At 67.4% G+C, this 14,111-nt stretch carries 14 protein-coding genes; 5 read left to right on the top strand and 9 right to left on the bottom strand.

Annotation, left to right across the window (positions count from 1 at the left end; translation table 11 throughout):
• Positions 1-189: 189 nt before the first annotated feature.
• From A7V84_RS12000 to A7V84_RS11975, 6 genes are all read right to left on the bottom strand, one after another.
• Positions 190-1,380 carry a CaiB/BaiF CoA transferase family protein gene (locus A7V84_RS12000; RefSeq protein WP_025517241.1) on the bottom strand — a complete coding sequence of 397 codons (1,191 nt, stop codon included), beginning with the start codon at positions 1,378-1,380 and terminating at the stop codon, positions 190-192.
• A complete protein-coding gene (locus A7V84_RS11995) occupies positions 1,370-2,128 on the bottom strand; it encodes a CoA-transferase (protein ID WP_025517242.1) in 759 nt (252 codons plus the stop codon). Before A7V84_RS11995 ends, A7V84_RS12000 begins: the two co-directional genes overlap by 11 nt.
• On the bottom strand, positions 2,125-2,937 hold the full coding sequence (locus A7V84_RS11990) for a CoA transferase subunit A (RefSeq protein WP_231886733.1): 813 nt from the start codon (positions 2,935-2,937) through the stop codon (positions 2,125-2,127). Before A7V84_RS11990 ends, A7V84_RS11995 begins: the two co-directional genes overlap by 4 nt.
• A gap of 99 nt (positions 2,938-3,036) precedes the next feature.
• Positions 3,037-3,618 carry a cysteine dioxygenase family protein gene (locus A7V84_RS11985; protein WP_063492148.1) on the bottom strand — a complete coding sequence of 194 codons (582 nt, stop codon included), beginning with the start codon at positions 3,616-3,618 and terminating at the stop codon, positions 3,037-3,039.
• Positions 3,619-3,768: 150 nt separating this feature from the next.
• A complete protein-coding gene (gene acdA / locus A7V84_RS11980; RefSeq protein ID WP_063492147.1) occupies positions 3,769-4,968 on the bottom strand; it encodes a 3-sulfinopropanoyl-CoA desulfinase in 1,200 nt (399 codons plus the stop codon).
• Between the two features lie 23 nt (positions 4,969-4,991).
• Complete coding sequence (locus A7V84_RS11975; RefSeq protein ID WP_063492146.1) at positions 4,992-6,182, bottom strand: CaiB/BaiF CoA transferase family protein; 1,191 nt, start codon at positions 6,180-6,182, stop codon at positions 4,992-4,994.
• 364 nt (positions 6,183-6,546) lie between these two features.
• Here A7V84_RS11975 and A7V84_RS11970 point away from each other — a divergent pair, with 364 nt between their 5' ends.
• The gene (locus A7V84_RS11970; RefSeq protein WP_025517249.1) at positions 6,547-7,071 is read left to right on the top strand and encodes a GNAT family N-acetyltransferase; all 525 of its coding nucleotides are present in this window, start codon (positions 6,547-6,549) and stop codon (positions 7,069-7,071) included.
• A gap of 21 nt (positions 7,072-7,092) precedes the next feature.
• Here A7V84_RS11970 and A7V84_RS11965 read toward each other — a convergent pair whose 3' ends face one another.
• The gene (locus A7V84_RS11965; protein WP_025517251.1) at positions 7,093-8,358 is read right to left on the bottom strand and encodes a benzoate/H(+) symporter BenE family transporter; all 1,266 of its coding nucleotides are present in this window, start codon (positions 8,356-8,358) and stop codon (positions 7,093-7,095) included.
• 112 nt (positions 8,359-8,470) lie between these two features.
• Between A7V84_RS11965 and pdxR the strand changes: the two genes are divergently transcribed.
• The 3 genes from pdxR to A7V84_RS11950 all read left to right on the top strand — a co-directional run bounded on the left by pdxR (position 8,471) and on the right by A7V84_RS11950 (position 11,881).
• Positions 8,471-9,943 carry a MocR-like pyridoxine biosynthesis transcription factor PdxR gene (gene pdxR / locus A7V84_RS11960; RefSeq protein WP_063492145.1) on the top strand — a complete coding sequence of 491 codons (1,473 nt, stop codon included), beginning with the start codon at positions 8,471-8,473 and terminating at the stop codon, positions 9,941-9,943.
• Between the two features lie 100 nt (positions 9,944-10,043).
• Positions 10,044-10,925 (top strand): dihydrodipicolinate synthase family protein, encoded by an 882-nt coding sequence (locus tag A7V84_RS11955; RefSeq protein WP_025517253.1) that lies wholly within the window; start codon positions 10,044-10,046, stop codon positions 10,923-10,925.
• Positions 10,922-11,881 (top strand): Bug family tripartite tricarboxylate transporter substrate binding protein, encoded by a 960-nt coding sequence (locus tag A7V84_RS11950; protein WP_033534043.1) that lies wholly within the window; start codon positions 10,922-10,924, stop codon positions 11,879-11,881. The genes A7V84_RS11955 and A7V84_RS11950 overlap by 4 nt, the downstream gene beginning before the upstream one ends.
• Here the strand turns inward: A7V84_RS11950 and A7V84_RS11945 are convergent.
• Both A7V84_RS11945 and A7V84_RS11940 read right to left on the bottom strand, forming a co-directional pair.
• A complete protein-coding gene (locus A7V84_RS11945) occupies positions 11,878-12,780 on the bottom strand; it encodes a LysR family transcriptional regulator (RefSeq protein ID WP_033534042.1) in 903 nt (300 codons plus the stop codon). The two genes, A7V84_RS11950 and A7V84_RS11945, sit on opposite strands and share 4 nt — an antisense overlap.
• A 13-nt stretch (positions 12,781-12,793) precedes the next feature.
• On the bottom strand, positions 12,794-13,447 hold the full coding sequence (locus A7V84_RS11940) for a GntR family transcriptional regulator (protein WP_231940015.1): 654 nt from the start codon (positions 13,445-13,447) through the stop codon (positions 12,794-12,796).
• A 163-nt stretch (positions 13,448-13,610) separates the two neighbouring features.
• Between A7V84_RS11940 and A7V84_RS11935 the strand changes: the two genes are divergently transcribed.
• Positions 13,611-14,096, top strand: a complete 486-nt coding sequence (locus A7V84_RS11935) for a cupin domain-containing protein (RefSeq protein WP_025517259.1) — start codon at positions 13,611-13,613, stop codon at positions 14,094-14,096.
• The last annotated feature ends 15 nt before the right edge of the window (positions 14,097-14,111 follow it).

Here is a 14,111-nt window from a genome sequence, read left to right as displayed (position 1 = left end):
GCGGGAAACGCCCCGGACAAAGCGCGGGCTGCGCCTGCCGGAAATGCCGCGGGGTGCACCGCGCCTTCCCGGCAGGGTTGTGCTGCCCTGGGCTGTCCGCCCGCCACCCGGGCCGTTCGCCTCCCCTGCTCATTCGTCCTTGCGGTCAGGGGCGGCGCGCAGCCGGGCGCGCAGCGGCGGGCAGCCTTCTTACACCACCGGCTTGCGCGGCAGAACGGCCGCGTAATCCTCGGGATTGATGCCCAGCTCGGCCAACACCTCGTCGGTATGCTGGGCGAACGACGGCGGACGGCTGCGATACGAGGCCGGCGTGCGCGACAGCTTCACCGGCGCACCGGTGCCGCGATAGTCGTCGATGTCGACCACCATGCCGCGGTGATGGGTATGCGGGTCCTCGACCACCTGGTCGATGGTCCGCACCGGACCGCAAGGCACACCCGCGGCCACCAGTTCCTTGGAGACCTGCACACCGTCGCGCTCGCCCAGCAGCGCCACCAGCTCGTCGCGCAACTCATCGCGATGCTGATTGCGCAGGGCGTTGGTCGCGAAACGCGGATCCTCGCCCATTTCCGGACGGCCCAGCACCTTGCACATCGTCACGAACTGACGGTTGTTGCCCACCGCCAGGAACAGCGGCACGGTGCGGGTTTCGAACGCATCGTAGGGGCAGATATTGGGGTGACGGTTGCCCGAGCGCTGCGGCACCTTGCCGTTGAGATAGAAGTTGGGCAGTTGCGGATGCAGCATCGACACGCCCGAGTCATACAGGGTCGCTTCGACGAACTGGCCCTTGCCGCTCTTGGCGCGTTCCTGCAGCGCCAGCAGGATGCCGATCACGGCGTTCATGCCGGTCACCAGGTCGATGATGGGCACGCCCATGCGCAACGGCTTGCCGCCCTCTTCGCCGTTGACGCTCATCAGGCCGGTCATGGCCTGCACGGCGGCGTCATAGCCCGGCTGGCTGCCATAGGGACCGTCGGCGCCAAAGCCCGACACGCGGCAGTGGATCAGGCGCGGGAATTTTTCGCGCAGCATCTCGCTGCTCAGCCCCCACTTCTCCAGCGTGCCGATCTTGAAGTTTTCGAGGAACACGTCGGCGCCTTCGAGCATGCGCAGCAACAGCTCCTGGCCCGCCTGCTGCGTCATGTCGATCGACACGTCGCGCTTATTGCGGTTGACGCCGATGAAGTAGCTGGCGGCGTCGCCCGCGAACGGGGGGCCCCAGCCGCGCGTCTCGTCGCCCATCGGCGGTTCGATCTTGATCACGTCCGCGCCGTGGTCAGCCAGGATCTGGCCGCAGAAAGGCCCGCCCAGGACACGGCTGGCGTCAATGACGCGGATACCGGCCAGTGATCCGGTGGATGCTTTTTCAGTCGGCATGGACTGCAATCTCCTTCATAAGTTGGGAAGCGAAGTCGGGATAGGTTTCCCGCAGCTCATCGAGTACGCGTCCGCGCAGCAAGGCCAGCGTGGCCGCGTCCGGGTCGGGCGTCTCGATCAGGCCTTCGTCGATATCGAATTCGAAGCCCGTGGCCGCCTTGACCTCTTCCAGAGTATGCCCTGGATGCACCTTGACCAGGCGAAAGCGCGCGCGCTCGGGATTGAACATGAACAAGGCCATGCCCGTGAGCAGCGCGTAGGGCCCGCCCTTGCGGTAGACGCCCGGCTCGCTGGTGCCCGGCGCGCTGATGAAATCCACTTTCTCGACGAACACGCGCGGCGAGTGCTCCTCGCGGAACAGGATCACGCGCGGCACGGCGAAATACAGATAGGCCGAACCGAAGGAGCCAGGCCAACGTACCTTGGAAGCCGGATAGTCGCCCACGCCCACCAGGTTGATGTTGCCCTGGCCGTCGATCTGGCCGCCGCCCAGGAAGAAGGCGTCGATACGCCCCTGGCCGGCACAGTCGAACAACTCGGCCGAACCGTTGGTAAAAAAGTTGTGCTTGACCGAGCCCAGGATCGACAGGCGCACGGCGGGCTCGCCGGCGGCTTCTTTCTGGGCACGCAGCAGCATGGCCGCCGCCGCCGGAATGGGCGAGGAGGCCCCCACCGCCACGTGGCGCACGCCATCGAGCAGCGAGGCGATCGTGACGATCAAGCGTTCACGCAGTGTCACCGCGCTCATTTGTACACCTCCGAAATCCACTGCTGGAAGCCCTCTTCGGTACGCGCCATCTGGGCGTAGCGCAGCAGCTCGGCCGTGTCGGGCGCGTATTCGCCCCACAAGCCGTAGGGCCAGGCGCCCTTCTCCGCCACCGCCACGCCCTCGACGTACAGCGCCGGCAGCACGCCGGCGGCCGTCTCTTCGTCATCCAGCAGGCGGTGCTCGACGATGCGCTCGACCGTCACGAAGGTCTTGCGGCTGGCGTAGGCCATGGCAGCCAGTTCCCGGCGCCGGCCGATCCAGACGTTGCCCTCGCGATCGGCAACCGGGGCGTGGAACACCGCCACGTCCGGATGCAGGGCCGGAATCGCCACCACCGGATCCGGGGTGTCGCTGAACGGGTTCTGCAGCACGCGCCAATCCGGGCGGTTGCGCAGCACGTCGGTGCCGATCAGCCCGCGCAGGGTGGTGAAGGGCGAGCCCTTCTGGGCGGCCATCAGGCCGGCATGGATGGCCGGGCAGGTGGCGTCCATCATTTTGATGCGGCCACCCGTGATCGCGCGCATGAAGCACGGCGCGCCGCCGGCTTCGCCCAGGCTGACCGCGCTGGTTTCCACGCTCTCGACCAGGCCGGCGCCGATCAGGATGTCAAACGACAGGCCTGCCGTCGGCACGCCCACCAGGGCCAGACGCTTGGGCGCGCGGCGCAGCAGCGGCGCCACGATGGCCATGGGCACGCCCGCATAATCCACCGGCATCGCCAGGCGGCAGCCGTCCTGAATCTGGGCAGCGATGTCGTCCACGCTCAGGGGCGCCATGTGTTGCAACATATCGATTCCTTTTTTGCTATCGTCCCGGCCAGGCCTGGGGCCGGCCGGCAGCGCTTGCCGCGCCAGGGCCGGCCCAGGCCGCCCCGGCGCGCAGCGCCATCATGCCGCCGACAGCTCGCCTTCGTTGGAGTAACCCGAGATGAAGGGCTTGAGCGTGCTGGTCGAGGCGTCAAAGACGTGCCGCGAGATGCGCCCGATGTTGCCCCCATACACGTGGATGCTGATCGAGACCTTGTCGTCGTACAGGTTGGAGACGCGGTGGATGTCGCCGGTGCTCGGCGACAGGCTTTCGACCACGCCCGGCTCCAGCACATCCACGCCCAGCGCGCGCATTTCGGCGCCGTCCTCGCCCAGGGCGAAGTTCTCGGCGCGTTCGCTGCCGCGCAGCATGCCGATCAGCGCCCAGACCGTGTGGTTGTGGATCGGGGTCTTCTGGCCCGGGCCCCACACGAAGCTCACCACCGAGAAGCGATCCTGCGGATCGGCATGCAGCAGGTATTGCTGGTAGTACTGCGGATGCGGCTGCGCATATTGCTCGGGCAGCCAGTCATCCTTGCTGACCAGTTCGGCAAGCAGCTTGCGGCCTTCGGCCAGCACCTGCGCCTCATCGCCGCCGCTGCGGTCCACGACATCGGTGAACGCCTTCACGAACTTATCAAAACAGGCCGGGCTGTTCTTCATGCTTGTCTCCTATCTCTGGCGATCCCGCGCCGCGAGGCGGCGCGGATCCTGTCACGTCTGCATTGTTGGTTTCGCGGATATTCACAATCAATTGAAGTTAAATTCAATCATGCGAATATCCACCGATTGTAGGCCTGACCTGCGGCCCGCTCAGGCCTTCTCGGCCAGCTTGGTGAAACCATCACGCGTCTGCGGCAGCTTCATGCCCAGCAGCGAGCCCGCCACCTGCGTGCGCAGGATCTGCGCGGTGCCGCCGGCAATGGTGAACATGCGCGCATCGCGCACGTGACGCTCCATGGGGTTGTGGCGGCCATAGCCCGACGATCCGTAGAACTGCAGCGCATCGTTGGTGACCTTGTTGGCGGTCTCCGCCGCGAAGATCTTGGCGCGCGCCGCCTTGTCGATGTCCGGGAACTCCGTGCCGCTGGAGGCCGCGTAGTGCAGCAGGAGGCGAGCCGCCTCAAGCTGCGTGGACATGTCGGCCAGCATCCACTGCAGGCCCTGGAATTCGGCGATGGGACGGCCGAACTGCTTGCGGTCCTTCAGGTAGGCCAGGCCTTCCTCGAAGGCGCCCTGAGCAATGCCCAGCGCCACGGTGCCGGCGCCCACGCGCTGGGCGTTATAGGCGTTCATCAGGCCGGCAAAGCCACGCTTGAGGCCGCCCGGGGGCACCACCATCATCGACTTGTGAACCTTCAGGTCGTGGAATTCCAGATGAGTTTCCGGGATACCGCGCACGCCCATGGCGTACAGACGGCGACCCACCACCAGGCCTTCGGTGCCGGCATCTTCACGCACGGCGATGAAGGCGCCGATGCCCTGGTCAACGCCGTCCTCGATGACACGCGCGAAGATCAGGTGCAGACGCGAGACGCCACCGCCGGTGATCCAGTACTTCTCGCCGTTCAGGATGTAGTGATCGCCCTGCTTGACGGCACGGGTGGTCATCTCGCTGGCGGCGCTGCCGGCGTTGGGTTCGGAAATGCAGATGGCCGGCTTGTCGCCATTGAGCACCAGATCGGCGGCCAGGGCCAGCTGTTCGGCCGAGCCGTAGCGGGCGATGGCGCCGATGGCGCCCATGTTGGCCTCAACCGTGATGCGACCCATGGTCGCGCAGGCCTTGGCCATTTCTTCGATCACGATGACCGTGTCCAGATAGCTCAGGCCCTGGCCGCCGGAGCTCTTGGGCAGCGTCATGCCCATGAAACCCGCATCGCGCAGCTTGGCGATGTTGTCCCACGGGTAGGCTTCGGTGCGGTCGGTTTCGGCGGCGGTCGGGGCGAACTCGCTCTGGGCCAGTTCACGGGCGCGGGCCTGCAGGGCCAGCTGTTCTTTCGTCAAATGCGTCATGGTTGTCTCCGGGAGAATAGGGATCAGGACTGGCCCAGCCAGTCGGCGAGCACGTCTTGCTCATGTTCATTGATGCGCGGCGGCGCATGGCGGTAGGTCGGCGGCGTCACCGACATCTTGAGCGGATTGGCCAGCAGCCCCACTTCGCCGCCTTCGGCCCAGGCGCAGGGCATGCGCAGCTCGGCGCCGCGGGCCTGCACGTGCGGGTCTTCGAACACGTCCTGCAGGTCGTTGACCGGGCCGCAAGGCACGCCGGCTGCCTCAAGCGCCGCCAGCCAGTCGCGCCGCGGGCGGGTCTGCAGGCGCTCGTCGATCAGCGCGCACAGCGCGACGCGATTCTCGATGCGCTTGACGTTGGTGGCGTAGCGCGAATCGGCGGCCAGCTCGGTCAGGCCGGCCACTTCGCAGAAGCGCTGGAACTGACCGTCGTTGCCCACCGCCAGGATCATGGGCGAATCCGCCGTCGAAAAGACCTGATAAGGCACGATGTTGGGGTGGCCATTGCCCAGGCGCGTCGGCACCTTGCGCTCGGCCAGATAATTGGTGCCGGCATTGACCAGCCAGGCAATCTGGGTATCGAGCAACGAAATGTCGATCTGCTGACCCTGACCGGTGGCGTCGCGGTGACGCAGCGCCGCCAGGATGCCCACGGCGGCATACATGCCGGTCATCACGTCGGCAATGCCCACGCCGACCTTCATCGGCTGGCCCTGCGGCTCGCCGGTCAGGCTCATGATGCCGCCCATGCCCTGGATCAGGAAGTCGTAACCCGGGCGGCTGGCGTAAGGGCCGGTCTGGCCGAAGCCGGTCACCGAGCAATACACCAGGCGCGGATAACGTTCGCGGATCTGTTCATAGCTCAGGCCATACTTGGCCAGGCCGCCTTTCTTGTAGTTCTCGATCAGCACGTCCGCCTGGGCGATCAGGCGATGCACCAGGGCCTGCCCTTGCTCGCTGGCGATGTCGATGGCGATCGAACGCTTGTTGCGGTTGGCGCTCAGGTAGTAGGCGCTCTCGTCGGTGCGCTGGCCTTCCTGGTCACGGATGTACGGCGGGCCCCATTTGCGGGTGTCGTCGCCCTCGCCGGGCTTCTCCACCTTGACCACGTCAGCGCCCAGATCGCCGAGCAACTGCGCCGCGCTGGGGCCGGCCAGGATGCGCGACAGGTCCAGCACCTTGACGCCGGCCAGGGCCATGGGCGAGAGCGCGTTCATACGCCCTCCGCGCAAAACGGCCCGGTCGGCAGGCGCAGGGATTGGTGCAGATCAGCTTTCATCTTCCTCGAGCGCAAGGCGCTAATTGGTGTTGATGAGTGGAATTTAAAATTCATGCCCATAAACATCAATTGAATTTAATTTCAACACTCGCCATTGCTGCTCTGCAGCATGACGCCGTCCGGACATTCTCGGCCAGCGCCTTTGCACCCGGCAGGCCGCCAGCTTAAGTCCTGGCGCGCCGCGCCTGAATCAAGAATATTTGATATGCAAATACGATCTGTGACATAAGCGATCCGAGCCAGGCCGCCAGACCGGGGCGGGCCATGTCAGAATCAACAATGACCTATCTCCTTGGATAGCCATGAGCTGGACCAATACTCTGATCGAAAGCGAACGCCTGATGCTGCGCCCGTTTGCCGCGAGCGATGCCGGCGAAGCCTTTGCCTGCATTACGCCCGGGCTGACCCGCTACATGGATTTTGAGCCGGCCGCCTCCGAAGCGGCGTTCGCCGAGGTCTGGCGCGAATGGCTCCCGCTGATCGCCAGCGGGGCCGATTTCACCTTCGTATTGCGGCAACGCAGCGACGGCCATTTCCTGGGTCTGGCGGGCTTGCACCGCTGCGCCGACCCCACGCCCGAACTGGGCATCTGGATACGCGAAGACCACCACGGACATGGCTATGGGCGGGAAGCAGTCGCCGCCGTCGCCGCCTGGGCCGCCGACACTTTCGGCGCGCCCGCCTTCCTTTATCCGGTGGCGGTCGACAACCGGCCCAGCCGGCGTCTGGTGGAAGCGCTGGGCGGCCAGTTGCAGGGGCCGCTCAGGCGGCGCAAGTACGCCGCCGTGCTGTACCGCCTGCCGGCGGCCTCTTTGAACCCGGCCTGAGCCGGCGCCGGCCGCCCTCCCTCAGGCGCGCGGCGCGCCCGCAGGCGCCGACGCCGGCGCGCCAGCCGGCTGGCGAGCGCCAGCGCCCGGCCAGCGCCCATTGAGCGCGCCATAGGCGAGCAGGCCGATCACCAGTCCCCAGAACGCGCCACCGATACCGAACAGCGTAATGTTGGCGGCCGCCGCCAGAAAGGTGATCAGCGAAGCCTCGCGGCTTTTGGGGTCGGCCATGGCGCTGGCCAGGCTGCCGCCGATGGTGCCCAGCAGGGCCAGACCGGCCAGGGTGGTGATGAACGTGGCCGGCAGGGCCATGAACACGGCTGCCAGCGTCACGCCGAACACCCCGATCAGGATGTAGAACAGGCCAGCCGCCACGCCGGCGATCCAGCGCCGCGACGGATCCTCGTGCGCCTCGCGGCCGGTGCAGATCGCCGCAGTGATCGCCGCCACATTGAAGGCATGCGAGCCGAACGGGGCCATCACCAGCGAGCCCAGGCCGGTCAGGGTCACGATGGGGTTGGCGCTCGTCTTGAAGCCGTCATTGCGCAGCACCAGCATGCCCGGCATGTACTGGCCGGTCAGGGTAATCAGAAACAGCGGCAACGCCACGCTCAGCAGCGCATTGAGCGAGAAGGCCGGCATGGTGAAGACTGGCGCGGCCAGCGTCAGCGACAGCCCCGAGAGGTCCACCCGGTCCTGGATCAGCAAATAGGCCAGGCCCAGCGCCAGGATACCGACCACCGCATAACGAGCGGTCAGGCGCTTGAGCAGCACATAGGCCACGATCAGCAAGCCGGCCAGGCCGGGGTCGATGCTCATGCCGCCGAAGGCTTTCACGCCGAACTGCAGCAGGATCCCGGCCAGCAGACCCGCCGCCACGCCCGGTGGAATCAGGCGGATGACGCGCTCGAACCAGCCCGACAAGCCCAGCGCCACGAAGGCGGCGGCCGAGATGAGGTAGGCGCCGATGGCCTCGGGATAGGACGTGGTGGCCAGGGCCGTCACCAGGAAGGCGGCCGCTGGCGTGGACCAGGCGGTGATGATGGGTTCGCGCGTGGCCCAGCTCAGGATCAGCCCGGTCACGCCCACGCCGATCGAAATCGACCACACCCAGGATGCAGTGAGTTCCGGGCTCAGGCCGGCCACCTTGGCCGCCTGGAACACCAGGATGAAGGTGCCGCCATAGTTGACGATGACCGAAATCAGGCCGGCCACCACAGGGTGCACGAGATCGCGCAGCGACAGACCGCGCGCGGGAGATGGGGAGGACGGCGAGGAAGAAGCCATGATGGATTGAAACTCCGGGAAGAGCAGGGTTGCGAAAGCCGTTGATGGCTATTTTTATAGCGCTAAAATGGCCGGTATCTCCCTACCATTTTCCTGACTCAATACCGACCAATTGTTCAAGCACGCCCAGCTGGAAACCGTTAAAGCCTGGCTCGCCGATCCCGCGCATGGCGCGCTGGCGCTGCACGCGCGCATCCAGCGCGCCGTGCGCCAGCTGATCCTGGACGGCACCCTGGGCGTGGGCAAGCCCCTGCCGGCCTCCCGCGCTCTGGCCGCCTCGCTGGGCGTCTCGCGCGATACGGTGGAGGCGGCCTACGGCCAGCTGCATGCCGAGGGCTTCATCGAACGACGCGTCGGTAGCGGCAGCTTCGTCTCAGAGCGCGCCCGGCGCGCGCCGGGACGGCGCGCCGCCCGCGCCTGGGCCGGTGTATCGGCGCCCCTGAGCCGGCGCGGCCAGGCGCTTTACGACAGCGGCGGCGTGCGGGACTTCCCCGCTCCGCGCCCTTTTGCGCCCGGCGTACCGGAGACCCGCAGTTTTCCGTTGGCCACCTGGGAGCGTCTGCAACGCCAGGTGCTGCGCGATCACGGCCATCAGGCCCTGGCGCACAGCCCGCCGCAAGGCATGCTGCCGCTGCGCCGTGCCATCGCGGACTACGTCAACCTGGAGCGCGGCGCCCAGGCCAGCCCCGAACAGGTGCTGGTGCTGACCAGTTCGCAGCAGGCCATGGCCTTGTGCGCCCAGCTGCTGCTGGATCCGGGAGACACCATCGCGATCGAAGACCCCGTTTATCCCGGCGCGCGCAAGGCCTTCGAGGCGGCCGGCCTGCGCACCGCACCCATCGCGCTCGATGCACAGGGCATGCAGGTCGCGCTGCTGCAGGCGCTGGCGCCGGCGCCCAAGGCCGTTTTCCTTACGCCATCGCACCAGTTCCCCACCGGAGTGACCCTGGCGCTGGACCGGCGCCTGGCCGTGATCGAATGGGCCCAGCGCCAACAGGCCTGGATCATCGAGGACGACTACGACAGCGAGTTCCATTACGCCGGCAAGCCCATGGCCTGCGTCCAGGGTCTGGACCGGCACGGTCGCACGATCTATATCGGGACCTTCACCAAATCGCTCTTTCCGGGACTGCGCATCGGCTACATGGTGCTGCCCCCGGCGCTGGTGGCGCCCATGACGGTGGCACGCACCCTGCTCGATGGCCATAGCGCCCCACTGCCCCAGCTGACGCTGGCGCGCTTCATGGAGGCCGGCCATTTCGGCGCCCATGTGCGCGCCATGCGGGCCGTGTATGCCGACAGGCGCGACGTGCTGGCGCGGCTGCTGCGTCGCCATCTGGGCGATATGCTCACGCCGCAGGTGCCGGCCGGCGGCATGCAGCTGCCCTGTCTGCTGGCCGACGGGCTGTCCGAACCCGCGCTCATCGCCCTTGCGGCGCGCCGGCAGATCGAACTCACCGGCCTGACGCCACTGCATCAGCTGACCCCGGCTGCGCCGGGCGTGCTGATGGGCTTTGCCGCCTATGCGCCGCGCGAACTGCAGGCCGCGGTCAAGCTCCTGTCTGGCGTATGGCGCGAGGCCTGAGACGCGCGTCAAACATATCAGGCACCCAGCTATTTGAAATTGGACGCCCGCGCGGCGGGCTCCGTAGACTGCCGTTCATTCCATCCGGAGGCTTTCGGCCATGCAATTGAACGGCATCATCGGCTACCTGCTGAGCCCCTGCGATGCGCGGGGAGAGATCGACCACCCGCTGCTGGCGCAGCACATCGAATACCTGGTGCAGGCCGGCGTGCACGGCCTGGCGCCGCTGGGCAGCGTGGGCTGCCTGCCCTATCTGAACGACGACGAACGCGTCGCCGTGCTCAAGACCACCGTGGCCGCCAGCGCCGGGCGCGTGCCGGTGCTGGCCGGCGTCTCCAGCATGAGCACGGCCCAGACCCTGCGCCATGCGCGCCTGGCCGAGGCCGCCGGCGTCAACGCCATCCAGGTGCTGCCCAGCACCTACTGGAAGCTGACCGAGGCAGAAACCTTCGCCTACTACCAGCAGGTGAGCGAGGCCGTCAGCCTGCCCATCATGGTCTACAACAACCCCTTCGTCACCGGCCTGGACATGTCGGTCGCCCTGCTGCAGCGGCTCACCGGCCTGCCGAATATCCGCCTCATCAAGGAGGCCAGCCCCGAACCGGGCAAGATCGCCCGCCTGTGCCAGGCCTGCGGCCCGGAGGTGAAGGTGTTCGCCGGGGTGAGCAGCATGGCCTTGCAAGGCCTGCGCGATGGCGCGGCCGGCTGGGCCACCGCCGCGCCCAATGTCTGCGCTCCCGCCATTCTGGACTTCTACCGGCGCCTGCGCACCGGCGATCTCGAGGGCGCCGCAGCGCAGTTCGAGCGCCAGACCCCGCTGCTGGACTATCTGCTGGCCCACGGCCTGCCACGCACCATCAGCGCGGCCATGGCCCTGCTGGGCCGCGACCCCGGCCATCTGCGCGCCCCGCTCGCGCCCCTGGAGGCCGGCCGCCGCCAGATTCTGCACACCCTGCTAAAAACCCTGGAGATGACCCCATGAAACCTCTCGCCCTCGTTGCCGCGCTGGCCATCTCGCTGGCCGGCGGCCCGGCCGCTGCCTCCGGCTACCCCGCTCAACCCATCCGTCTGGTCGTGCCGTTCGGCGCCGGCGGCGTCACCGATACGACCGCGCGGGTCTTCGCCGAAGGCCTGAGCAAGGAACTCGGCCAGCCCGTCGTGGTGGAAAACCGCGCCGGCGCGGGCGGCGCCATCGCGGCCAGCAGCGTGGCCAAGTCCCGCCCGGACGGCTATACCCTGCTGGTGATCACCAATGGCATGTACGCCGTCAATCCGCTGATCTACGCCCAGCTGCCCTACGACCCGGACAAGGACTTCGATTATGTGGCCATGCTGGCCAATACCCCGACCATCCTCGCCGTGGGTCCGGACAGCCCCCACCAGACCCTGACCGAACTGGTCGAAGCGGCCAAGGCCAGGCCGGAAAGCCTGAGTTTCTCGACTGCCGGAGAGGGTTCGGACAACTATCAGGTCATGCGCCTGCTGGAGCAGGCCAGCGGCGCCAGACTGCTGCACGTGCCCTACAAGAGCGGGCCGGAATCGCTCACGGCCATGATGAGCCGGCAGACCGACGCGACCGCCGTTTCGGCCGTGACGGCCGGCGGCTTCATCGCCGCCAACCAGATCCGCCCGCTGGCCGTGACCTCGTCGCGGCGCCTGGCGCAGCAACCGCAGGTTCCCACGGCGCAGGAAGCCCTGGGCCGGCCTATCGAGGGAGGGTCGCTGTCGGGCATCGCCGCGCCGGCCGGCACGCCCGAACCGGTTCTGGAACGCCTGAATGCCGCCATCGCGGCCGTGGCGGCCGGGCCGCTGGCGCAGCAGAAGGTCTACGCCCAGGGCAGTGAGCCGGTCGACCCGGGGCGCCGGGTGTTCGAGCAGCGGGTGCGCGAAGAACAGGCCAAGTGGCGTGCGCTGCTCAAGCCGGCCGATGCGCGCTAAGGCTGCGCAGGCAGGCACTCGTAGGCGCACTGCGTGAACCAGCGCGCCGCCGGATTCAGGCCGGCGGCGGGCATGGCCAGGGCCAGCGCGTAGGTCAGGGGCTGGCCTGCCGCATCCTGCAGTGCAACGAACACGACATTCTCCACTGCGATGCGCGCCAGGGCCTGGGGCACGATGGCCACCCCCAGGCCGGCGGCGATCAGCGGCAAGGTAATCAGCGCGTGGGACGACTCCTGCAGCGCGCGCGGCGTGAAACCCTCGCGCTGGCACAGCGCCATGATCTCGCCGGCAAAGCCCGGGCTGTCCGAATGCGCCAGGGCCACCAGGGTTTCGGCGCCGATGTCGGCCAGCCGCAGCGCCTGACGCCGGGCCAGCGCATGGCCGCAGGGCACCGCCAGCAACAGACGCTGGCGCGGCAATGGCATCCATTCGATTCCCGGCACGCCCGCTGCCGGCGGCACCAGCAGGGCCACGTCCAGCTCGCCGCGTTGCAATTCAGCCAGGATGCTCACCGAACTGCCGCTGCTCAAACGCAGACGCACCGACGGAAAGCGCTTCGCGAAATACGGCAACAGGCGCGGCAGCAGGTCCAGCGCCGCGCTGGGCACGGCACAGACCCGCAAGCTGCCCACCCGGCCCTGATCGGCATCGCGCGTGGCCTGCGCGGCCGCCTGCGCGCCATCGAGCAGGCGCTGCGCCTCGCGGAGAAACACCCCGCCGGCCACGGTCAGGCGCACGCCCTGCCGGTCCCGCTCGAACAGACGCGCGCCCAGCTCCTCCTCAAGGCGCTTGATCGCCAGGCTCAGGGGAGGCTGCGTCATGTGCAGGCGTTCGGCCGCCTTGCGGTAGTTGAGTTCGGCGGCCAGCACCACGAACTGGCGTAATTGGCGGAAATCCATGCGCGGCCCCGGCTCAGCTGCTGGCCATCCAGTCGAGCACCAGATCCATGGTGCGATGCACGTGCTCGACCATGGCCTGGCGCGCGGCCGGGCCATCGCGCTCGCGCAGCGCGGCCAGGATGGCTTCATGTTCGCGAATGTTCTCTTCCATCAAACGCGGGGGCATGCGCGAGGCGAAGCTCAGGGCGCTGGCCACGCTGCCGCCCTGCATTTCGGTGATCAGTTCCTGCAGGCGCTCATTGCCGCTGGCCTGCGCGATGATCTGATGAAAGCTGCGGTTGTGATCCAGCCATTGCGAACCCCGCTCGCCCTGCACGCGCGAACGCAGCGTGCGGGCGTACTCCTCCTGGCAGGCCGACAGGCGTTGCAGTTCTTCATCCCGCAGCCAGTCCACCGCCAGGGCCGCAGCCAGCCCTTCTAGCTCGGCGCGGATCTGGAAGGCCTCGCGCACCGCCTTGGCCGACGGCACAGCCACGATGGCGCGCCCGCTGGGTGTGAGCGCAATCGCGCGCCGGGCCTCCAGAAAGCGCAGGGCCTCGCGGATGGGGGTGCGGCTGGTGCCGAACTCGGCCGCCAGCTCGTACTGGCTCAGGGGATCGCCCGGCCGATAGCGGCCGGTCTGGATACGCCGCAGGATCTCCTCGGCAATTTCGGTCGACGATCTCATCGAAGTGGCTGTCTCTGCGGGGGTCGGCATGGCAAGGGCGGCGCGCGGAAAACGTTCGATCATAGGGTAATTCCGAGTGCCCACCCTCATGCGGCGACTATAGCATCCCGTCTGACATAAATGGGATCCCATTTATGCTTAACGGTATCCTTAGGAGCACTTCATGACTGACATCGACACCATTACCGGCCGTCCCATCCTGCATCCCGGCGGGCGCGGCGGCCCCCTGACCGATGCGCACCGCCCGATGGCGGTCTGCCACCGCGACGACCTGGCCTGGGAGAACCTGCGCTACGACGGCCAGCTATCGAAAATGATGTTCCACCCCTCGGCCGAGCATCCCACCGTCCCCAACGCGGGCATCGTCCATTACGACAAGGGATCGGGCCACCCGCTGCACAACCATTACTTCGCCCAGATCTGGTACATCCTGAGCGGCCGATTCCAGATCCGCGATCAGGTCTACGGCGCCGGGACCATGGTCTTTCACCCTGCCCCTCACTACGAAGACGAGATGGTGACGCTGGAAGAAGGCGAAATCCTCTACGTGCAGTACATGGGCCCCGAGACCCGCCAGCCGCCCATCTACGACGGCCGGTTCAACATGCAGACACGCCGTCCGCTGGACGAAGAAACCACCGCCGTCTGATCCTGCGCGGCAGCC

It is taken from the genome of Bordetella trematum, assembly GCF_900078335.1.
Lineage (GTDB): Bacteria > Pseudomonadota > Gammaproteobacteria > Burkholderiales > Burkholderiaceae_B > Bordetella > Bordetella trematum.
The sequence above is the reverse complement of the archived record's forward strand: the minus strand, read 5'-3'. Positions and strand labels throughout refer to the sequence as shown.